Origin of the sequence: Desulfitibacter alkalitolerans DSM 16504, assembly GCF_000620305.1 — a bacterium.
Taxonomy (GTDB): Bacteria; Bacillota; DSM-16504; order Desulfitibacterales; family Desulfitibacteraceae; genus Desulfitibacter; species Desulfitibacter alkalitolerans.
The window spans coordinates 184,736-206,239 of record NZ_JHVU01000018.1 but is presented as its reverse complement, the minus strand read 5'-3'; the positions used below and the strand labels follow the sequence as shown (position 1 = coordinate 206,239).

The window sequence follows — 21,504 nt, the reverse complement described above, 5'->3', positions numbered from 1 at the left end:
ATGGATATCCCTTTTGGTTAGATGTTAGGTGTTTCATCCACTGACTCTAAATACTCTCTCAGCACCAGGGCAGTATGTTTTACAGGAACCCCGGCAATCTGCTCTATCTGCAGCTTACATGTTCCACAGTCAGTTATGACCAGGGGTGCACCAGAAGCCTTAATTGCCTCGAAAAGTGGACTGCCAATCGCCTTTGACAGCTCATACTTTTCCTTTTTAAAGCCGTAGGTTCCTGAAAGGCCGCAGCAGTAGCTGTCCTCTAGAATTAAATTATCCACTGCATATTTTCTTAAAATGCTTACTCCCGGATAGCCCATGCCCTGTACCCTTAAATGACAGGGCACGTGGTAAAAGGCCTTTGGTATTTTAGCCTGATTCTCTTTTTCCTGAGTACCCTTGAAATGCAGAACCTCCTCTTCCTCAAGAAGCTCAAACAACTCCCAAACATTTTTTGCTGCCTGTTCTGCTTTTTCTCCGGGCACTAGATCCCTGTACTCATCCTTGATGGCAAGGCCGCAGCTGGGACATGTGGTTACAATTTTATAACCTTTTTGAGTATAGTTTAAGAAAACATCTATATTCTTTTTAGCAAGCTCCCTGGTTTCATCCAAAAATCCATTGCTGAATATGGGAGTTCCGCAGCACTGGGTTGGAGCTATTTCAACTATATATCCATGCCTTTCCAGGATATCTATTGCTGCCTGGATAATCTCCGGCTCGTTAAAGCTTGCATAGCAGCCAGGATAATACAAAACCTTTTTATCCTCTGGAATCCCTTGACTTTCTTTAATGTGCAGGTTTTGTTTGTTGTCTATTCTAAGCTTTTGTTTCCTGTATTCCGGGAAGTCTCTAGGGGCTATGCCCATGACACCCATTGCATATTTAATAACAGGCAGCTTCAAGGCAAAATTGCTCAGATTCGGAACCTTGCTTGCCATTTTCCCCCACCATACATTATGGGCCAAAATCCAATCCCTAAGCCTTTCAGAAGCCCTTGCCTTTACCCTGGCCTTATTTTTCAGATTATAAAAGGATGGCTTGACACCATGGGGACAGGCAATGTCACACCTTTTGCAGTTTGTACAATAGGCCAGGCTGTCGTCAATTTTTAGGGGTTCCTTTTCTCCCCTTGCCAAACGGAGTCTTTCCAGCTCTGGACCTAAATATTTAGGTCCTGGATACTTCATATAATTGGCCACTACGGGGCATTGGGTATGGCAGGTGCTGCATTTCAAACAATGGTCAAGATTTCCCTCGTGGGCTTTACTCATCTGTATCCCTCCCTGTGACAGCCATTAGCCCGGCCTTATAGCCGCTGGCCAGGGCCACTCCATTACCGCTTTTTTCTATAAAGGGGTCGTAGCCTGCCAGGGTGGCTCCAGCTATATAAATATTCTCATATAATACTTCTTGTGTACCTGGTTTAACCGGCTGGAGCTTTTCATTTGTCATTACTCCCGCATATGAAATAGAAAATTCATCCATATTAAAAAAGTTTTCGGGGACAGCTTCTTGAACCATACCAACCGGCAGGCCAAATACTGTTTCTTTGATTTTTCCAGGATATACAAAGAGCCCCTCACTTAAGACACCACCTGTTGCAAGGACAAAGCTATTTGCCTTGATCTTTTTAATCCTGCCGCTTCCAGTTGTAATACCAATTTCTTTGCAGATTCTACCGTCATATTGCACATGGGATACAGGATGACCCACAATAAAATCTACCCCTTGTAATTCCAAATAGTTTTTAAGGTTTTCTGCCAATCGATAGCCCATGACTGATGGAGGCAGGGTTGGGAATTCTAATACCCTGCATTCTAATTCCTCTTCAATATTCTTTATAGTCTCCTGGCTGGCTTTCACCCCAAGGACTGCCGGAATGGCAAGCAAGCTTCCCTTAACTGCAGCTTTCTTTAGCTGGTCAACAAGTCTTTGTCTTATTTCGGCCTTTTCCATGGCCAGGGCAATATCATAGCTGTTTAGCTCCCGGCCTATACCGAGTTCAAGGGCAACCCATGTGTGCTTTATGGAGGCTTTTAGCTGCTTTTTCAGGTTGTGGGCTGCATATGCCGGGTAAAAGTCTGCCATTTCCTTAATACCTACAACGAAAAGCTCATGGGTCTCCGTAACCCTTTTGTCTGCTGTAACCGGATAAAGGCTTGTTGGAATTAGGGCTCCTGCAGCTGAAGGCATCAGCACATTTTCATCCATGGTCCCTGTATAGGGCAGGCCCATTTCCTTTGAGGTCTGCAGGAATATAGAAAAGGCCGCTTCTATAGCTTTTTCTCCAATGAGACTATAGGGATGTTTTGGATTATTCCCAATAAGTTCCTTTAAGCTGTTTTTGGGGTTTTGTAAAGGCTTCCTGGAGTTTGCCGGGTAATAGCCAAGAAAATCAATGTAACCCGAGGCAGAATAAAAATTTCCTAGGCCCTTGGCGGTTACAAGTACTTTTTTATTGTTTTTTATGGCAGCCAGGGCTGCACTATATCCTGCCAGGCCTGCTCCAATTATTACAACATCATAGGTCATTTTCATCACTATCCAATCTCTCCAGATTTAATAAGCCTAGATAAATTCCCCTTGTAAGTTCTGCTTCCTGGGCCTGGCCGCCCCACAGAACAGGTCTGCTCCCCTTCCAACGCTCCTGGATATGGTCTTTTAAGAGCTTGTTGGCCTCTGTAACATCAATTCCCCTGCTTTCATGATAGTAGCCGGCTGCTCTAAAGGTGCAGAAGGTTCCCTGACAAGGTCCCATTCCCAGCCTGGTCAATCTACGCACATCACTTAAGGTAAATTTTTCTTTATCTGCAACTGCTTTATCAAGCATTTCCTTTGTAACCATTTCGCACTGGCATAAACGGTTCTCATGACTTGACTCCTGTCTCACAATAGGGGCATAAATCTGTTCCCTGTGGGTTATACAGGGTTTATCCACATCCAGTTTGTTGGCCACATGGTCTACCGCTGCCTTGGCCATGAGCCTGTAGGTGGTGAGTTTGCCTCCTACCAGGGAGATCAGCCCTTCTAACCCTGTCAATTCCTCATGGTTAATTAATGTAAAGTCCCTGGTAGCACCCCTGCCGGCAGCTGTTCCATCTGGCTGATAAAGGGGCCTTACGCCTGCAAAGGCTCGTATCAAGCGCATTTCTCTTAAGTCTGGAATAAGCTGGCTTCCCTGCTCCAGAAGGTCAAGAACCTCTTGTCTTGTTGCTTCTGTATCGTCAGGACTATTGGTGCTCCTGGAGGTTGTTCCAAATACTGTTACGCTTCCATGGGGTACAAAGATGTCTCCGTCCCCTGGAGGGCGCAAACGGTTAAGAACCCTGCTGGTAATCCTGTGGTTAAATATGACCAGGACTCCCTTATCAGGGGAAATGTTTAGCTTTTGGCCGGCGTGCTCTGCAACCTGCCCTGCCCAGGCGCCTGCCGCATTTATCACATAAGCACATTCCACATATTCTTCCTGTCCGGTATACTTTTCTTTAATAAATACTCCCTTGACCCTGTTGTTTTCTATTTTAAAGCCTGTAACCCTGGTATAGGTCTTTGCCTGAGCCCCCAGTTTTTTTGCCGAGAGGACATTGGCAGCTGCCAGTGTAAATCCATCTACTGCTGCGTCGGGAACCAGGTAGGCCTTCTTAACCTCTGTAGTCAAAGCTGGCTCCTGGTCTTTTAGATCGGCAGGTGATATTTCTTTTGTGCTGATACCTGCCGCTTTGCAGCCCTCCAACCATTTAGTGATGTATCCAGGATCATCTTCTTTTGCAGCTATGAACATGCCCCCTGTATCTTCTATACAGGAAGGTGCTATTTCTTTTAATATCTTGTTTTCTTCTATACATTCCTTGCCGGAGTTTAAGTCTTTAACCACATAGCGTGCCCCACTGTGCAATAGTCCGTGAAATCTTCCGCTAGTCCCGGTGGCAAGGTCATTTTGCTCAACTAGAAGGCAATCTATGCCTCTTAAGGCAAGATCTCTTAATACACCTGTTCCAGTAGCTCCCCCTCCTATTACAACAACCTGGACTTTTTTATTCACTGCATATTCTCCTCTCTAAGTATACAACTGCTCCTAAATCTAAGGTTTAAGGGCTTAACTTATGCGGATACACATAAGGATATTTTCCTACTCCACAGAACAAGCAGTGGCTCATATGCTATATGCCTCAGGCCCAATCCTTTGCCCTGCCTACAGCCTTTTCCCACTGGCGATAGAGCTTTTCTGCTGTCTCCTGGGCCAATGCAGGTGAAAATCTTGTTCCCAGCTTCCATGAGCATTCTATATCACTTATATCCTTGTACATTCCAACTCCAAGGCCTGCCAGATAGGACACTCCAAGGGCTGTAGTCTCATTTATTTGCGGCCTGTCTGTTGTGGTCTGCAATATATCTGATTGGAACTGCATCAGGAAGTTATTCTTTGCTGCACCACCATCTACCCTGAGACCTTTAAGTTCCATACTGGAATCTGCAAGCATTGCTCTCACAACATCTCTTGTCTGGTAGGCTATTGACTCAAGTGCTGCCCTGGTAATATGGTATTTATTTGTACCCCTTGTAATTCCAACTATAGTGCCCCTGGCATACATATCCCAGTGGGGAGCCCCCAGACCAGCAAAGGCCGGCACAAGGTACACTCCTCCTGTATCTGCAACCTTTTGGGCATATTCTTCTGTTTCAGCTGCATCCCTTATTATATTCATTTCATCACGCAGCCATTGAATAACTGCTCCTGCAATGAAGATGCTTCCCTCCAGTGCATAATAAACCCTGTCATTTAAGCCCCAGGCAATGGTTGTCAGCAGTCCGTTTTGTGACTGGACTATCTTTTCTCCAGTATTCATTAGCATGAAGCAGCCTGTTCCATAGGTGTTTTTGGTCATGCCAGGCGTAAAGCAGCATTGCCCAAAAAGGGCCGCCTGCTGGTCTCCGGCTACTCCGGCAATGGGTATGCTTTTGCCAAACAGCTCAAACATTGTCTCCCCAAATAAGCCACTGGAGGGCTTGACTTCTGGAAGCATCTGCCCTGGCACTTTAAATCTCTCAAGGATTTCTTCATCCCACTTTAATTCACGAATATTATACATCATGGTACGTGAAGCATTGGAATAGTCTGTGGCATGGACCCTGCCCCCTGTAAGCTTCCAGATAAGCCAGGTGTCAATGGTTCCAAATAACAGTTCTCCCTTATCTGCCCTTTCCTGAAGGCCTGGAACATGCTTTAGTATCCATTTGACCTTTGTTCCTGAGAAATATGCATCAAGAACCAGCCCAGTCTTGCGCCTGATTTTCTCATCCCAACCCTCTCTTCTTAGACGGTCACAGGTATCGGCAGTTCGTCTGCACTGCCAAACAATGGCGTTATATACTGGTTTTCCTGTGTTTTTATCCCATACTACTGTAGTTTCTCTTTGGTTTGTTATGCCAATGGCTGCAATGTCATGAACATTGATGCCTGCTTCTTTGATGACCCTCTGGGCTACCTCCAGCTGGCTCTCCCAGATTTCCTCGGGATCATGCTCCACCCAACCCGGTTGTGGGTATATTTGCTTAAATTCCTTGTTGTATTGTTTAATAATCTCCCCGTCCCTGTTAAACAAGATCGCCCTGGAACTTGTTGTTCCCTGGTCTAGTGCTAACAAATATTTTGACATATACAGCCCCCCTGACTATGATTTCCTCACATTAGTTTCCCTTGAGTGTGATATTCTTGTTTACCATTTTACCTGAAATTAAAGTTTACTGACTATGGTTTTATGTGAAAAAAAGTTTCCTTATTATTGTTTTTCTTGAATAAGCCCGGCCTGCTGCATTTCAAGAGTCTTGCATCCTTTTCTCCCTTTAGCTTTTGATTATATGAAAGCAATAAAACCCCTGCACTAACTAATATCATACCTTGAATTTGTATGCCAGTAATATGTTCACCTAATAGAAAATAACTGCTCATGGAACTGGTAAGAAGCATAACTAGAAATATTGACCTTACAGTCCATGTTTCAAGCATTTGTAGACCATAATAATATGTCGGATATTGGAAGGTTAAAAGCATGATGCTGACACCTATAGGAACAGTGTGTTCTCCCATGGCCACAGCCAACTGCTGGGTCTGACCAGTTAGAATAATTACTGTAAGATATATTAAACTGCAGGAGCCTGCATTAAAACAAGCTTTTATGCTCCCCTTTACCTCTGCAAGCTTGTAGCGAATGATCTGGGCATTTACTGCTACCAGGAAGGTATGAATTATAAATAATATATCTCCCTTGTTGGCGGTAAATTGACTAATATCAATTTGCAGAACCCTTAGGGAACCAAAGATTAATATGATGACAGCCGCCCAATCCCAGCCCTTTAATCTCTCTCCAAAGAAGATACCTCCTAGTATGGCTGCAAATAATACATCTAACCTGGTTATTATAGCAGAGTTTGTTGCAGTGCTTAACTGCAAACCCCAGAATAATAAAAAATTCAAGGTGGATGCTATAATGCCCATGAGCAGCAAAAAAGTCAGGTTAGTCTTTATTGCATTTTTAAATTCTTGAAAACCGTATTTATATATGCTGTATAAGGCTAACAGTACTCCTACAGTACCCATTACGAGAAATCCAAACACTATTGGTGAAGTATTAAGAAGAACTGTTCTATTAACTGTAAGATATACACCATTACTAAATGCAGATAAAAAGGTACTTAACAATCCTGTCAAGGTAATCCCTTCCTTTATATTGTTAATGCCAGCAGGTATATCCCTTTGGGCACTCTTTACGCAAATAGCCAGGCATCACCTAGAAACCCAGCTATTGTTCCTGCCGCATTAATTTTCTAATATCAAGGGCCTAACTATTTGTTTATCCCCAAAGTCTACTATTGTAGTTGGCCACCAGGCTGGGACTACATCAAGAATCAAGGCAGAACCATCAGCCTTAACAAGTATAGTACTCTCGCTCTTTGTTCCCTTCAATGTAGGGTTCCATCCAAACATCTGATTAACCTGGACCTTCTCACTTCTTTCACCTGCCCTGAATTCTCTTGGCGCATAGCCAATGGCTCCACCCTGATGATGACATTTCCACTCATCAGGATAGCCCAGACGGGCAAATTCATTCTGACAGGCCTTAAGGGCAAGATCACTTTCCTCACCTAATAGGGTATGGGCAATCATTGCACCATCAACCTGGCATACCATTAATTGCTTTTTCTTGATAGCTTCAGGAAGCTTTCCCAGGTAGAAAGCCCTTGTCAGGGTTATATGGATGCCCCATTTCTCCCCAACCAGACTGATTAATCCATATTTCTCAAGCTTTTTGCCAGTGGGAACTGGATGTCTGCAGGTAAAAATCCTGTCATCTGTGCCTACTAAAAGAACTGACGGCTTTACCCCTTGCTCCAATAATTCACCACTAATCCTCGCCGTTATTTCCTGTTCACTTATCCCAGGCCTTGCATCAACACAGGCACTTGTTATTCTTTCTGAGCAGATTAATGCAATTTCCTGTGCCTTTGCCACTTCTGATTGAGTTAAAGAAAAACGCAATCTGTCAATTTCATCACTTACCAGCTCCAAGCCTGGAATGGGAACATCACTGCCAACCTTTAAATCCTTTATTTTATCTTTTAAAAAATTAATAGGATTGGCGAACCAGTCATAGATTACAGCCTCATAGTGCTCAAAGGGTATTTGTTCAGCAGTTATTCTATCTATTTCATTTATGGGAGCAAATACATATATGCTGCCCCTAAGATACAGGATAAAGGAACAGCCCCTTTCGGAGCCGGTAACAACCCTGTTAGTACCTCCGCCTGTAAACCAGGCAAAGTTTGTGAATTTAAAGAAGCAAAGTCCATCTAAACCCAGGTCCAAACAGAGCTTTTCAATACGTGCTTCCTTTTCACTTATCTCTTCCTGCAGAAGATGTGTTTTTATAGTCATAAGTCAATCCCTCTTAATGCTCAATATTTTATTAATATCCAAGTCTAGTATTCAATCACTTCTATTTGCAGGAGTCTGCCTAGAGATTTAACAGCCTCACTTACATCTCCATATCCAAGGACAAAATGGGGCTCCCAGCCGGCCTGAACTGCATCTGCAATAATTTTGCCTGCATCATTGTCAGTTTTAACAACCACTGAGGTTCCCAGAAATTGCTGTGGTTCATCAGCGGCTTCCCCGCCCATGAGAAATATGCGGAAGGTGCCATCAGCCTTTCTACCTAGACGAATAACTGTAACCCTTCCTGATTTTAGGCCGAATTCCATGGTAGGTCCGATTTTTCTGTTTGGGTGGACTCCCACCCTTGCCCCTGTATCCTTGCGGGCCAGAGAGCATGCGCCTGCACCGCAGTGCCAGAAGGTAATGGTATTTTTCCCCTCATCCAGGGAAACCGGATCTCCAAAGTAAGGGGCTGCACCAGTTAACTCCTTTAATATATACATGGAAACAGCACCATAAACATCTGCCTCACAGGCAGCAACAATATCTCTGTCAGTAAGGGTTGATAAAACACCGCAAACTGGGGTTGCATATTCGGTGAAAAAATCAGGCCAACAGCGTGAAGCAAGGGCTTTAATACCTTTTTCTTCTATGAATTGAGAATATGCAGCGTAGAGTCTTCCGTATTTTTCCAGATTATCTGGAGGAATTTTATCTGCCTCCTTTAGTGTACCGCAAAGCTCTGAGATATGCTGCTCATACTGCTCCTTATCTAGTTCTTTTGCTCTTTTGATAATGTCTCTAGCTTCAATACTCTCTATTTTAGAACCTGTTAGCTTTAACAGTTCTGTATCAAGGGCAGTAGAAAAATAAAAGCCCCCAGGAGCAGTTCCAACCACTCCCACAGTTAGCTCTCTCAAGCTCTTCTTAACTCTACAAGCATCTATGACACTTTTTATCTTCCCTGCAACCTTTTCTTCTCCTGGTGCGCTAAAAATATATTCATAGCTTCTGCCCTGACTGGTAAATAGGTTTCCAGCTGAAAAGGCACCTGTTAGGGAATTGAGGCGTAATCTTCCTCCGTCTATGAACGGCTCTCTAACAGTCCATAGAAGGATTGGACATTTTATATTACGAACAACCTCTGCAGCAAAAGTTGAGTCTACAAAGGTAGTATTCTGAAAAATAATCAGGTCAGGTTCTTCCAGGTTGACAAGATACTCCCTTAACATTTCTGGAGATGTTATTAGTTCTTCAGGCATTTCCATGTGGGAGTATATTTCCCCTAGCATTTTTTTGGAGTTTTCCAATACTTCTCCGGCACTTTCCATATGAAAGTTCACACGCCCAAGTGGGAGAAACACTATCTGCAGCTGCTTCATTAATTATCCTCTCCCTTTCTAAAACTCTATTTAACTTTTAACCCTTCATTGAGCCAGCTGTCATGCCGGCGATGAAGTATCTCTGTAAGAAAACATAGATTACAATCATTGGTAAGGATGCCACCACAACTCCAGCAAAAATCATTGGGTAATTAGTTAGATATTGTCCCTGGAACTGTAATAACGCTAACGGGATAGTCTTTAGCCCCGCTGACTTGATAAATAAAAGGGGGTAAAGCAAATCGTTCCATGAAATCACAAAGCAAAAAATTGCTACTGATGACATTGCAGGCAGGGACAATGGCAAAACAATCCTTGTATAAATCTGCCAATGGGAGGCCCCGTCAATCATTGCCGCTTCTATTAAACCCTTGGGTAAAGCTCTCATGAACCCTGTAAGGATAAATACACATATGGGCAGCAGGGCCGAAATTGTAACTATTATTAAACCAAGGTGCTTGTTTAAAAGATTGAGCTTTGCAAAGAGCACGTAGATGGGTATCATATTTACCTGGGCGGGTATCATCATACCCACCACCAGGAAGCCGAAGATAAGGCCGCCAACCCATCTGGGCAGTCTAATAATTGCATAGGATATCATACTCCCAAAAAAGAGAATGAAAAAAACAGAGGTAAAGGTAACAAAGACACTATTCTTAAAATAAAGGAGCATGTTTTCATTGGCAAAAAGAGTTACATAGTTTACAAAGTCCCATTTAGCCGGTAGGCCGAGGGGATCTAAATATAGCTGTCTTAGATCCTTAAAGCTGGCAAAGAAGACTAGCGTTAATGGACCAATAATTAGCAGTGAAAAAATAATTAATGGTATATGTCTTAAAACCTTATCTATAAGTCTGTCAGTACCATTAATGCCGATAGACTCATCAACAGGGACATTTTTGAAGGATTTATCATTTTTTGCAAGATTCTTTTCCATTTCAATCCCCCCTTAATAATTAACCTTGTTAGCTTTTAGCAGCCTAAACTGCACTATGGTTATGAAGGCAACAATAACCAGGAATATAACTGAAGCTGCTGAAGCGTAACCAAATTTGTAATGGGTAAATGCCTGATGATAAATAAATAATGATAGTATTTCCGTTGCATATGAAGGGCCACCATCTGTCATGGCTAAAATCAAGTCAAAGGCTTTAAAGGATTGCAGTGTGGTATATGCTACTACAATAGTTGCTGCAGGGGCAATTAATGGCCATGTAACATGTCTAAAGGTCTGCCATCTGCTAGCTCCCTCGATTCTAGCCACCTCATAAAGGGATTTGGGGACTGAATGTAGGCCTGCTATAAATATAATCATTACCTGTCCTGTATGAAACCACACCTGAGTGAAGGCTATACTGAATATGGCAATATTTCTATCTCCTAACCAGGACTGAATTAAACTTTCCATGCCCAGGGTAGTCATCAACGTATTCAAGGAGCCTATGCTTGGCTCATAGACAAAGATCCAAATAAAAGCTACCGATACTGAAGATATTATGGTAGGAAGAAAGAATAATGCCCTGTAAAATATATTTACTCTTGTATTTTTTACAAGCAATATTGCAAAAATTAAAGAAAACAAGGTTTGGAAAATAACCACAAATAACATGAACTTCATGTTATTGCCAAAGGCCGTAGTAAAAATTGGATCATTGGTAAACATCCTCTGGTAATTATCCAACCCAACAAAATTATATGAATGGGAAAGACCATTCCAATCAGTAAAGCTAAGTCCTAGTGCTGATAAAGTTGGAAAAAAGAAAAAAACCGTATATAAAACCACCCCTGGTAATAGGAAAAAAGAAAGTTTCCAGTATTTCTGTATAGTCTTCATAATTTTTCCTCCTTGCCTTCATTAGTAAATGAGAGAGGATCACTCCTCTCTCATTCTACTTCAAAAGGCTTGTTCTAGTTAATAGCTCGCTCTACTGCCTCCTGTGCCTTCTGTGCAGCATCTGCCGGAGCCATACCACCAATTACGTCAACAACTGCTGTAGTGATTGCAGTTTCTACTTCACTTACAGTAACTGTATAACGTGGTTGGAATAGAGTATTCTTAGTCAGCCATGGAGTTTGTGCATTTAATTCTGGTGAATCATATTGTACACCATTAACTGTTAACATCTGGCCGGTTGCTGCCGCATATTGGGCGGCTATTTCCGGTCTAAACAAGAATTCCAAGAATTTTAAAGCAGCTTCTTGATTAGTTGAATTCTTGTTAACACCCAACATAAATGTTGCTGTATGGATACCTTCGTATTTCATTTGATCAGCAGGAACAGTGATTGGTGCTAATAAGCCTTGCTTCAATTCTGGGTTAGCAGCTTTGTTTGAAGCCATCATGTAGGAGCCTTGTGCCAGCATTGCGCCCTGTTCCTGGGCAAATAAGGCTGCAGCACCATCTTTTCTAGTACCTAAAACATCTCTTTGGAAATAACCTTTTTTATTTAACTCATCAAACTGACTTAAAGTTTTCACAAACCACTCATCAGTTAGCTTGGCTTCTCCTAATTGAACCTTGCTAAGGGTATCACCTTCCGGCATGTTGTTCATAAGCATTGGGTTAATGAACTGACCGGGGCCAATTTCACTATCAAAGATAATTGGGGTAACTCCTCTGCTTTTTATTTCTTCACAAAGTGCCAGGAATCCTTCCCAGCTATCTGCTGGCTCTAAGCCAAACTCCTCAAACATTCCAGCATTATAAACCGGCATGTTAAATACTAACTGGTATGGAATTGCAAGCTGCTGACCCTTCCATTGACCTGGCTCTAAGAGGTGAGCTGAGAAACGATCAATGAATTCAGCATTAGCTAGATTAATGTAAACATCAGCATCAGCTAGGTTGGCAAAACGTGCCCCCGGCATTACAGTCATTATGTCTGGACCAGCTTGTGCCTGCAGTTCTGCCTGAAGCTTTGTCTGATACTGCTCAGACCCGGATATATCCTGCTCTACAGTAATGTTTGGATACTCAGCATTGAATTGGGCAATTATGTCATTAAAAGCTGCATTATCCTCACCCCTCCAGTGAGCAAAACGCAATGTTATATTTTCATCTCCAGCATCTTTACCCTGTTGGGGCTCCTCTTTTTGTCCACATCCCACAACCAGTAAACCAAACATTAGCATAACAGTTAACAAAATAGCTAAAACCTTAAATCTTTTCAACACTCCCCACTCCTTTTTAACGGTTTTGAAAAAATTTGTCTTACATCAACACAACCCTAATTAGCACAAATTACTTTTCTTCTATAACCCACCTCCCGACTTAATATACTGGTGGACTTACTAGATAAGTTTATAGCCCGGCTAATTTATTTCCATCCTTCTTACTGAAAATATGAATTTTATCCAGATTCAAATATATTTCCTTTGTTTCACCAACTTCAATCTCATAAGCAATATCAAACAATTTTAATCTGAACTCCTGGCTTCCAGTTTTCAAGTAAAGAATTTTTTCTGCTCCCAGGTCTTCGATTAATTCTACACTACACTTGACGGCTTCAGACCACTGACCCTTTTTGGTATTGGTTACAGATGCATTTTCAGGTCTAAAACCTAAAACAACCTCTTTTTCTGAAACCTGTCCCCCTTTTATCAGGTTAGTAACATCTATTTTAAAGCTTTCACTTTGAAATAAAACAGTACCATTTTCCACTATCAGGCTTCCATTAATAAAATTCATGGCAGGTGAACCTATAAAGTCTGCCACAAAGAGGTTTTCGGGCTTGTGATATATTTGTTCTGGAGTTCCCACCTGCTGTACAAAGCCATCCTTCATTACAACTATCCTGTCACCCATTGTCATGGCTTCAGTCTGGTCATGTGTAACATAAATGGTGGTTGTTTCAAGCTTGCGCTGCAGCTTAACCAACTCAGATCTCATCTGAACCCTTAACTTGGCATCCAGATTACTTAAAGGCTCATCCATTAGGAATACCTGGGGTTTTCTAATTATGGCCCTGCCCAGGGCCACCCTCTGCCTCTGCCCTCCGGAAAGCTGGCGGGGCTGTCTTTTCAATAGGTCGGTAATACCTAATATTTCGGCTGCCGTTTTTACCCTTTCATCAATTTCCTTTTTTGAGTACTTGCGCAGCTTAAGACCAAAAGCCATATTTTCATAAACAGACATGTGGGGATATAGGGCATAGTCCTGAAATACCATGGCAATATCCCTGTCCTTTGGTTCCATATGGGTAACATCCTTGTCTTCAATGAAAATGTTTCCCCTGCTAACCTCTTCTAGGCCAGCTACCATCCTCAAGGTGGTACTTTTTCCACAACCAGATGGGCCAACTAATACTAAAAACTCTCCATCCTCTATTTCTAAATTGAAATCTGATACTGCGAGCGTTTCTTTATTGTAATACTTGTAGACATTTTTCAGCTTTACCCTGGCCAATTTTTACAACTCCCCTCATATTAGTCATGCACAGCAAGGGATTTAAAAATATTGCTAAATTTAGTTAAAAATTTTGTATATTTAAATCATTTTAAAGAAGCTGAAATCCAGACGTAATTTACAGACGAGGTCTTTAAAAAAATAAATATACAATATTACAATATTATTTATTTACAACCATATTATAAATACCTTGTTTCATCTGTGTCAATAAACATTTTAAAAGAAATTTATCCCTTTAGGCGCTTTGTGTCCAACATCCTTTAATAGCAATGAGTACAATAACTATTTATTTTTTTAATATTTAAAATTCAAGCTCTTGACATGTTATTAGCTATACCATCTAAGATTATACTTCTATACAAATCCTCATACAAGTTACAATAAAAGCAAATAATTACTATTATTGACTAAAGCAGCTCACAGACTGATATCTTTGGTAAATAAAACAAAACTTGGCTTGCGCCAGTAGTTCTTACATTGCGTATTTTGCAATGCTAGAACTACTAGTCCTTTAGGGCGCCAACTCCTTGACGTCGGCGGAAGCCTTAGTCTAGTGAATGACGAACAGGACGTTCTAATGTCGGCTATGCAGCAGGACGCTGCGTTTTAGCCGACCACTATCTACCTTGTGGAACTTATACTTTCTGCCCTGAAAATAAAATTTTCATCCATAAGTGGTGCCGCGAGGCGGCATGGGTGTCTGATAGTGCAAAAAAGAGTCCGAAGACTCTTTTTTAAAAGGATTATAACATTTTTTTATAATTTAACTTTTTATTTTTCTGCTTTTATGCTTTTATAAAATAATGGTTTAGCTTCTTGTCACAGCTTCTTGATTTCGTCAAATAATTGCTTATAGCTGCTTTCCTTACGGTAAAACACAGGTATTTGTCCAATGGGAGCCTCAATTTCATGGTATCCCTTTGTGAATTCTTTTCCTGACCATACATGAACCCAGATGTCATCAGGCAGATAGACCCCTTGGGTAGTTTTACCCTCTTCATATACGGGGGCTACCATTAAGTCCCTGCCTAAAAGATACTGATATTTTAGGTTATGCAGCTCAGCATCACCCTCATAATGAATATATGGCATCCTCATGCAAGGTATTCCTGTTTCAGCATTTTCTTTAACTATGTCTTTCAGATAAGGCTTTAGGTGAGTGTAAATCCTGCTCATTTTTGCAAAATGCAAAAGCGTTTCTTCATCAGAATCAAAATGCCAGTTTTCATCAGGTCGGTTTCCTTCATGGGTTCTCATAATTGGAGTAAAGGCTCCCAGTTCAGCCCATCTCATAAACACCTCTCTGGTTCTTATTACTCCATGGAGAGATGTGTACCCACCAATGTCAGAATGTGAAATCCCAAAGCCTGACATGCCAAGGGACAATGCAGCAGGAATTACAGAAGCTAAACCATCATCCAGGCTCCAATTGACCAGCTGATCACCAGCCCACATGCTAGTTGAGTAACGGGACGTTCCTGTATAACCTGCCCTTGTAAAAAATACTACCTCACCCAGTTTGCCTGCTTCTTCAACTGCCTCTCTATTTACCCTAGCCCAATCAGCCGGATATTTATTATGATAGCTTTCTGCACTTTCTCCAGAATACAAGACAGCATCAGTTGGCAGATACTCTCCAAAATCACACATCCATCCAGACAGGCCAATGCCCATCATATTTTGTTTGATCACATTTTTGATCCACTCAACTGCATTTGGGTTGGTAATGTCCACAATTGCTGCTGGAAAAGCTGTAATTACCACAAGATAATCTTCACCAGCTGGATTTTTTACACAATAACCCTTTTCAGAAGCCTCTTTATACAAGTCACCTTCTATGGCCAGGAAGCAATTAATATATCCTAGATATTTAATCCCCTTTCCATTAAGCTCTTTAATTAGCTCTGGCAGATTGGGATACATTTCCTTGCTGTATTTCCAGTCCCAGAATAACTGTTTTCCAAACCATGTAATTCTTTTTCCTTCCCAGTCCTGGGCCCATAAGGCAGCAACCTTTACACCATGGTTTTGAGCATTCTCAAGCTTGTGAAGAACCGTTTCTGTTCCCCCCTGAACTCCAAGCCAAACTCCATCATAAACCCAGTCAGGCAGCTCTGGCTGTCTTCCTAAATAGGCAGTCAAATCCTGGAGCAGGTCAACAGCAGTATCCTGCCTGCCAAAAACAACCTTTTCAGGAACATTTCTAACATAAAGCTGATGATATTCAACTTTACGAAAATCAAACTCCATGTAATTTGTATCCTCCACATGGCAGTAATAATTATTAGTTGAAACATAGGTTGGCTGTGGGAAATACGTTGTATACCAATCCCCCCCTGCCCTATGATCCATATCAGCCTGGAAGGTAATAATATCCCTTTTGTTTCTGCCAACTCCCTGCTCAGCTACCCACAGGGGGAGATTTTTTCCCCTGAGATTTAATTCAGAGAATTGTTCACCACAGCCAAATATAGCTTCATTGGCATCAGCATTAATGTTCATCCATGTTCTATTTAGCCCAGGTGTATGATTCTCAAACACAACCTCTAGCCTTTCGTTAACAACCATAAAGACAGCTTCTACATAAAGCTTATCCCACTTATGAAACCTTATTTTAACCTTTTTACCCGGAACATTTTCTAAGACCTCATGGGCTGTTAAAGTGTACTTTTCATGAAGCCTTTCTTCAATATCAAAGTTTCCAAAATGCATTTCATACTTTGCTTCACCTGTTCCAACAGACAAGAAGGGGTTGGCAGGTGAGTGTTTGATTATTTCATAGTCTTTAAAATATAAGCTAAATCCATTTTCATGTTCTTCTAGATAAAGCATATAGCTACTACCTCCACAAATTATATTGTAAAATTATAATATTGCATATTTTTTTGCATGTCAATTGGATTAGGTTATGTTGTTATTTTCTATCGTTCCCAGGGCCTAGTAATGGTTTTTGAAACAAAACTGTCTCCTGTACTGATCTTGGGCTGGTAAGAATGACTTATTGACATTTAAAAAACCATGGGCCATAATTAATATATATTTGTATATTTGCAACATTATAATATTTAAATTGTGGGGGAATCATTATGCCTTTAGTAACCTTAAAAGAGGTGTTACAAATTCATGACGGAGCTGTTGGTGCCTTTAGCACCTATGATTTGTTTACTGCACAGGGAATCATTCAAGCCGGGGAAGAACTGGACCTTCCTGTAATAGCCATGATAGGCTCACCTGTTTTAAACAAACCAGGAAATGATGAGATTGGCCGCATCATGGTTGAGCTGGCAAAGAAAGCAGCCTCTCCAGTTTGTGTCTTTTTAGACCATTCAAAGGACTTGGAAACATGTGTAAAAGCCATTAACTTGGGTTTTAGTGCTGTAATGATCGATGGCTCCCATTTAAGCTTGGAAGAAAACATAGCAATCACTAATATGGTTTCTAAAAAAGCCAAGAACGCCGGTGTATCCGTGGAAGCAGAGCTTGGGGCCCTTGCCGGCATTGAAGATGGAGAAGAAGTGAAGGCTGCAAAAATGACTAATCCAGAGCATGTTAAATCATTCTTGAGTGAAACAGATATTGATGCATTAGCTGTATCCATTGGTAATGCCCATGGCCTGTATAAGGGTAAACCACATTTAAACTTTGAGCTTCTGCAAACGATAGCTGAAACTGCAAATGTACCCCTGGTTTTACATGGAGGCACAGGTTTAACCACCAGGCAGTTTGCAAGGGGTGTGGAATTGGGAATTAAGAAAATAAACATTGGCACAGAGGTTAAGAAAACATTTATAGAAACGTTTATAAAAACACATGAGGAGAACCCCGCAGCATATGACCTTATAGGCGTTCCACAGGCTTGCAAGAATTCAGTTAAAGATATGGTTAAGGCTAACCTAGAGTTTTTTGCCAAGGGGTGGAAAAACCTAACATCCTAACTAATTGAGAAAAAATAAAAAAAGACCATAAGCCTTTTAAACTCCAAGGGCTCATGGTCTTTTTTTGTTTATTGCCAAACAAATTTGGTTTAGGTAATACAACCCCATCAGCATTAATTTAACCTGCAATGGCAAATAGCTGCTTACGCTTTTCCTTTAAGAGCCTCTAAAATTTTCTCAGGTGTTGCAGGGAGACTTGTAATTCTTACACCAACCGCATTGTAAATGGCGTTAATTATTGCCGGTGCAGTAGGTATCATACAGGGCTCTCCTACTCCCTTGGCCCCATAAGGTCCAGTTGGTTCAGGTGACTCTACAATAAGTGGTTCTATATCAGGTACATCTGCAAAGGTAGGTATTAAATATTTAGAAAAGCTTGGGTTTTTTATTCTTCCCTTGTTTAGCTCCACCTCTTCAAGTAGGGCCATACCAATACCCTGACATACACCACCTGCGATTTGTCCCTCAACATTAACGGGATTGATGGCTTTGCCCACATCATTGGCAGCTATTACTTTAATTACCTCTACCATTCCCGTTAGAGTATCTACCTCTACTTCAACTATCTGAACTGCAAAGGCATAGGGCCAATAGGGAGCACCTTGTCCCGTTTCTAGATCAACCCTGGTGCTGTGTGCCGTAAAGGCTCCTTCACCCACAATTCTTAACCCCTCCAGCTTGGCATTAAAAGCCAGGTCCTTAATGCTTATTCTCCTGTCTGGAAGACCCCTTGGATATATAAAGCCTTTTTCTCCTACCAAGCCATGTAAGGTATTCACCCCAAGCTCTATACGGGCCCTGTCATAAAGTATTTCTTTGGCCTCCTTTGCTGCCTTGCGAACTGCGTTGCCTGATGTATAAGTCTGCCGCGTGGCAGCTGACGTTCCAGCATCAGGTGTTGCATCAGTATCCTCTGTTATGACAGCAACGTCTTCTACATTTATGCCTAGTTCCTCGGCAGCTATTTGAGCTATTACTGTACTTGAACCCTGACCGCAATCAGATGCCCCTATGCGTACAATGGCTGTTCCATCTTCATTCACCTCAACAAAAGCACTAGATGTGTCAGCAAACCCATTGCCGTAGCCAAGACCATAGAAGATGCTTGCCATGCCTACACCGCGTTTTTTAGCCATTACTGCAACCTCCCGTCAACTCCTCAATATCCCATCCAGCTGCAGCTGCAGTTACCTTCATGCATTCCTTCAAGCCTACACTTGCATCAAGAGTCTGTCCTGTAGCAGTCTGGCTGCCTTCCTCCATGGCATTTATCCAACGTATTTTAAATGGATGGATGCCAAGTTTTTCTGCTATCCTGTCCATCTGGGATTCATGGGCAAGGGGTGGCTGAGCTGCACCAAAGCCCCTCATAGCTCCTGCAAAAGGGTTGTTGGTATATACTGCATAAGAATCAACCATTACATTGGGTATAATGTATGGTCCTGTAGCATGGATTGCAGCCTTTCTCATTATATTAGGGGCCCAGGAGGCATATGCCCCTGTATCTCCTATAATTTTTGCCTCAAGGGCTGTGAGTCTGCCCTGCGCATCTGCACCTGTCTTGTAGTACATCTTGATGGGGTGTCTTTTTGAGTGAAGCTTAAAGGATTCTGTTCTCTCAGACACTATTTTTACAGGTCTGCCTGTCTTAAGGGCCAAAAGGGCTGCCCTTATCTGCAGGGTCATATCTTCCCTGCCGCCAAAGGCTCCACCTACCGCTGTATTTACTACCTTTATTTTATGAACAGGCATGTTTAAGGCACGAGCAATCTCATATCTATCCCAGTGGATATACTGGGTTGCTATATGGACAACCAGGTGTCCCCTGTTGTCTAGATAGGCTAGACAGCTTTCAGGCTGCAAAAAAGCATGATCAACCATTTGTGTTGTATAGACATCTTCTACTATAATTGCAGATCTTTCAAAGGCCTCTTGAACATTACCCTTTCTAATTTTCAGGTGATATATAATATTCTCTTTATCATGTACCCTGGGGGCATCTTCCTTCATTGCCTCTTCAGCATCAAAAACTGCTGGTAGCTCCTCATACTCAACCTTGATGCTATCAATGGCCTCTTGCGCTATATCCTGAGTCTCAGCAGCTACCAGGGCCACCACATCATTTATTGAACGCACCCGTTGGGCTGATAAAACCGGCATATCTGTAAATAAAACACCCTGTCCATTAAGGCCAGGCACGTCCTTGCCTGTCAAAACAGCCTTTACGCCAGGAATATTTTGTGCATCATTGGTGTCAATACTTATTATTCGGGCATGTGCCACGTCTAACTGGAGTAATCTTCCATAAAGCATACTAGCCATTTCCAGGTCTGCAGGATATTGAGCCTTCCCAGTAACCTTGCTTAAAGCATCTACCTTTATGGTGTTTTGACCAATTATCCGTTCTTTAACCACACCTACTCACCCCTTTGAGATGCTTTTAATACTGCCTTCATAATCTTGTCATAGCCTGTACATCTGCATAAGTTACCAGCCAGGTGCCTTTTAATTTCCTGTTTGGAAGGCTTGGGATATTTATTTAGCAAGTCTACTGCTGATATGACCATTCCCGGTGTGCAGTAGCCGCACTGCACTGCCCCCTCCTCCAGGAATGCCTGCTGTACAGGATGCAGTTCCTTTCCTGAACCTATTCCTTCTATTGTAATAATTTCTTTGCCCTGTGCCTGTATGGCCAAAACAAGACATGAGTTGACTATCTTGCCATCCATAAGTACAGTGCAGGCACCACATTCCCCTTCGCCACAGCCTTCTTTGGTTCCTGTAAGCCTCAGCTTTTCCCTCAAAAGATCTATCAATCTTAGATGATTTTCAACTTCCAGACAATACTCCCTATTGTTAACCTTCAAGCTGATTAACGGCATCTCGCCACCTCCTTAAGGGGTCAGGCTTGACAAATTGACATTTTCAACTTGTCATATTCATCCTTTACAACATTATAGTCCGTTCTTGTCAAAATCTTGGTTATTCCTGACGGTGTTATTCCAAATAATTCACTGAGTTCTTTGTTGCTAATATTTGTTATCTCCTTGCTGAGCAATATAATAATTGCCCTCTTTTGCCTTAGTTCCTTTGTTAACCTGCCAGTCCTATATTCTTTCAAACTAACCCCATAATATTTTGTCACTCTCTCTAAATAATTATCTTTCCCAATCTTTATTAACGCCGTGGGAATTTCGCTTTGTTTTTCTATGTCTTGCTCTGGTAAGGCATATTCAAAATTATTGTCCTGTTGATCAAGTACCCCCATGAATTCCTGGTATCTTTTAATTGCCTCCTGGTTATTTTCCGAAAACCGAAGCAATACTTCGCTAACATCCACAATATCCGGTCTGCCAATATATTCAACATAGCTGCTCCATTTATAATCTGGAGTTTCTGTAATATTAGCCTTTATGGGGTTTTGGTGGATATATTTTATTAGCTCTAAAAAATAGTTCTCCTTATCGCAAAGTATGGCTTTATATCTTTGCTCAAATACATGACCTGTTCTCTCATACTTTTTATTGTACAATTGAGTATAAACTTGTTGTATTCCCTGCATAATCCTCGAAAGGGGCGTGTCTCTAATTTCTATTAGAATATGTGCATGATTGTTCATAATGCAATAGGCATAAATAACAAAATAGTATTTTTTCTTGTAGTTTTTGATAATGTCCTTATAAATTGCCTTGTCTTCATCCTGTTCAAAAATGTATTCTTTGTTGTTACCTCTTACAATGACATGATATAGTGCTCCATAATAATGTACCCTGGACCTTCTTGGCATTTTTCTTCACTTCCAGTTTTTTCTTCATATTACATTTATTTTTGTCAGTTTGTCAAGCC

The 21,504-nt window shown here is 41.6% G+C and carries 17 protein-coding genes; 1 reads left to right on the top strand and 16 read right to left on the bottom strand.

Translation table 11 applies throughout. The features are described from left to right. Positions 1 to 17: 17 nt before the first annotated feature. The 12 genes from K364_RS25350 to K364_RS0100975 form a co-directional block, all read right to left on the bottom strand. Positions 18 to 1,271 carry an anaerobic glycerol-3-phosphate dehydrogenase subunit C gene (locus K364_RS25350; RefSeq protein ID WP_028306470.1) on the bottom strand — a complete coding sequence of 418 codons (1,254 nt, stop codon included), beginning with the start codon at positions 1,269 to 1,271 and terminating at the stop codon, positions 18 to 20. Continuing rightward, positions 1,264 to 2,538 (bottom strand): anaerobic glycerol-3-phosphate dehydrogenase subunit GlpB, encoded by a 1,275-nt coding sequence (glpB, locus tag K364_RS0101025; protein ID WP_028306469.1) that lies wholly within the window; start codon positions 2,536 to 2,538, stop codon positions 1,264 to 1,266. Before glpB ends, K364_RS25350 begins: the two co-directional genes overlap by 8 nt. Further along, positions 2,522 to 4,042 (bottom strand): anaerobic glycerol-3-phosphate dehydrogenase subunit GlpA, encoded by a 1,521-nt coding sequence (glpA, locus tag K364_RS0101020; RefSeq protein WP_028306468.1) that lies wholly within the window; start codon positions 4,040 to 4,042, stop codon positions 2,522 to 2,524. The genes glpB and glpA overlap by 17 nt, the downstream gene beginning before the upstream one ends. A gap of 127 nt (positions 4,043 to 4,169) precedes the next feature. Then, positions 4,170 to 5,657 carry a glycerol kinase GlpK gene (gene glpK / locus K364_RS0101015; RefSeq protein WP_028306467.1) on the bottom strand — a complete coding sequence of 496 codons (1,488 nt, stop codon included), beginning with the start codon at positions 5,655 to 5,657 and terminating at the stop codon, positions 4,170 to 4,172. A gap of 92 nt (positions 5,658 to 5,749) precedes the next feature. Then, positions 5,750 to 6,709 carry a DMT family transporter gene (locus tag K364_RS0101010; RefSeq protein ID WP_028306466.1) on the bottom strand — a complete coding sequence of 320 codons (960 nt, stop codon included), beginning with the start codon at positions 6,707 to 6,709 and terminating at the stop codon, positions 5,750 to 5,752. Positions 6,710 to 6,817: 108 nt separating this feature from the next. After that, on the bottom strand, positions 6,818 to 7,933 hold the full coding sequence (locus K364_RS0101005; RefSeq protein WP_028306465.1) for a M24 family metallopeptidase: 1,116 nt from the start codon (positions 7,931 to 7,933) through the stop codon (positions 6,818 to 6,820). Between the two features lie 44 nt (positions 7,934 to 7,977). After that, positions 7,978 to 9,315, bottom strand: coding sequence for an L-fucose/L-arabinose isomerase family protein (locus tag K364_RS0101000; RefSeq protein ID WP_028306464.1), 1,338 nt, complete (start codon positions 9,313 to 9,315; stop codon positions 7,978 to 7,980). A gap of 37 nt (positions 9,316 to 9,352) precedes the next feature. Next, the gene (locus K364_RS0100995) at positions 9,353 to 10,252 is read right to left on the bottom strand and encodes a carbohydrate ABC transporter permease (RefSeq protein WP_084295423.1); all 900 of its coding nucleotides are present in this window, start codon (positions 10,250 to 10,252) and stop codon (positions 9,353 to 9,355) included. A gap of 12 nt (positions 10,253 to 10,264) precedes the next feature. After that, positions 10,265 to 11,149 carry a carbohydrate ABC transporter permease gene (locus K364_RS0100990; protein WP_051533717.1) on the bottom strand — a complete coding sequence of 295 codons (885 nt, stop codon included), beginning with the start codon at positions 11,147 to 11,149 and terminating at the stop codon, positions 10,265 to 10,267. A gap of 74 nt (positions 11,150 to 11,223) precedes the next feature. After that, positions 11,224 to 12,489, bottom strand: coding sequence for an ABC transporter substrate-binding protein (locus K364_RS0100985; RefSeq protein ID WP_422857197.1), 1,266 nt, complete (start codon positions 12,487 to 12,489; stop codon positions 11,224 to 11,226). 127 nt (positions 12,490 to 12,616) lie between these two features. Further along, a complete protein-coding gene (locus tag K364_RS0100980; RefSeq protein WP_028306460.1) occupies positions 12,617 to 13,720 on the bottom strand; it encodes an ABC transporter ATP-binding protein in 1,104 nt (367 codons plus the stop codon). Positions 13,721 to 14,542: 822 nt separating this feature from the next. Then, entirely contained in the window at positions 14,543 to 16,555 is a 2,013-nt protein-coding gene (locus K364_RS0100975) for an alpha-glucosidase (protein WP_028306459.1), read from the bottom strand. Between the two features lie 254 nt (positions 16,556 to 16,809). Here K364_RS0100975 and K364_RS0100970 point away from each other — a divergent pair, with 254 nt between their 5' ends. Further along, positions 16,810 to 17,658, top strand: a complete 849-nt coding sequence (locus K364_RS0100970; protein ID WP_028306458.1) for a class II fructose-bisphosphate aldolase — start codon at positions 16,810 to 16,812, stop codon at positions 17,656 to 17,658. Positions 17,659 to 17,801: 143 nt separating this feature from the next. Here the strand turns inward: K364_RS0100970 and K364_RS27485 are convergent, their stop codons facing one another. From K364_RS27485 to K364_RS25345, 4 genes are read right to left on the bottom strand one after another with little or no spacing between them, the layout of a single operon-like run. Then, positions 17,802 to 18,794, bottom strand: a complete 993-nt coding sequence (locus tag K364_RS27485) for a xanthine dehydrogenase family protein molybdopterin-binding subunit (RefSeq protein WP_028306457.1) — start codon at positions 18,792 to 18,794, stop codon at positions 17,802 to 17,804. After that, entirely contained in the window at positions 18,787 to 20,073 is a 1,287-nt protein-coding gene (locus tag K364_RS27480) for a xanthine dehydrogenase family protein molybdopterin-binding subunit (protein WP_028306456.1), read from the bottom strand. Before K364_RS27480 ends, K364_RS27485 begins: the two co-directional genes overlap by 8 nt. Positions 20,074 to 20,075: 2 nt before the next feature. Further along, on the bottom strand, positions 20,076 to 20,540 hold the full coding sequence (locus K364_RS0100955) for a (2Fe-2S)-binding protein (protein WP_028306455.1): 465 nt from the start codon (positions 20,538 to 20,540) through the stop codon (positions 20,076 to 20,078). Positions 20,541 to 20,560: 20 nt separating this feature from the next. Next, positions 20,561 to 21,445 (bottom strand): transposase, encoded by an 885-nt coding sequence (locus K364_RS25345; protein WP_051533716.1) that lies wholly within the window; start codon positions 21,443 to 21,445, stop codon positions 20,561 to 20,563. Positions 21,446 to 21,504: the final 59 nt, after the last annotated feature.

What these genes read in the sequence shown, in the direction of transcription:
- K364_RS25350 (WP_028306470.1), bottom strand. Translation starts at nt 1,271, where the DNA reads ATGAGTAAAGCCCACGAGGGAAATCTTGACCATTGTTTGAAATGCAGC.
- glpB (WP_028306469.1), bottom strand. Translation starts at nt 2,538, where the DNA reads ATGAAAATGACCTATGATGTTGTAATAATTGGAGCAGGCCTGGCAGGA.
- glpK (WP_028306467.1), bottom strand. Translation starts at nt 5,657, where the DNA reads ATGTCAAAATATTTGTTAGCACTAGACCAGGGAACAACAAGTTCCAGG.
- K364_RS0101005 (WP_028306465.1), bottom strand. Translation starts at nt 7,933, where the DNA reads ATGACTATAAAAACACATCTTCTGCAGGAAGAGATAAGTGAAAAGGAA.
- K364_RS0101000 (WP_028306464.1), bottom strand. Translation starts at nt 9,315, where the DNA reads ATGAAGCAGCTGCAGATAGTGTTTCTCCCACTTGGGCGTGTGAACTTT.
- K364_RS0100995 (WP_084295423.1), bottom strand. Translation starts at nt 10,252, where the DNA reads ATGGAAAAGAATCTTGCAAAAAATGATAAATCCTTCAAAAATGTCCCT.
- K364_RS0100990 (WP_051533717.1), bottom strand. Translation starts at nt 11,149, where the DNA reads ATGAAGACTATACAGAAATACTGGAAACTTTCTTTTTTCCTATTACCA.
- K364_RS0100975 (WP_028306459.1), bottom strand. Translation starts at nt 16,555, where the DNA reads ATGCTTTATCTAGAAGAACATGAAAATGGATTTAGCTTATATTTTAAA.
- K364_RS0100970 (WP_028306458.1), top strand. Translation starts at nt 16,810, where the DNA reads ATGCCTTTAGTAACCTTAAAAGAGGTGTTACAAATTCATGACGGAGCT.
- K364_RS27485 (WP_028306457.1), bottom strand. Translation starts at nt 18,794, where the DNA reads ATGGCTAAAAAACGCGGTGTAGGCATGGCAAGCATCTTCTATGGTCTT.
- K364_RS0100955 (WP_028306455.1), bottom strand. Translation starts at nt 20,540, where the DNA reads ATGCCGTTAATCAGCTTGAAGGTTAACAATAGGGAGTATTGTCTGGAA.
- K364_RS25345 (WP_051533716.1), bottom strand. Translation starts at nt 21,445, where the DNA reads ATGCCAAGAAGGTCCAGGGTACATTATTATGGAGCACTATATCATGTC.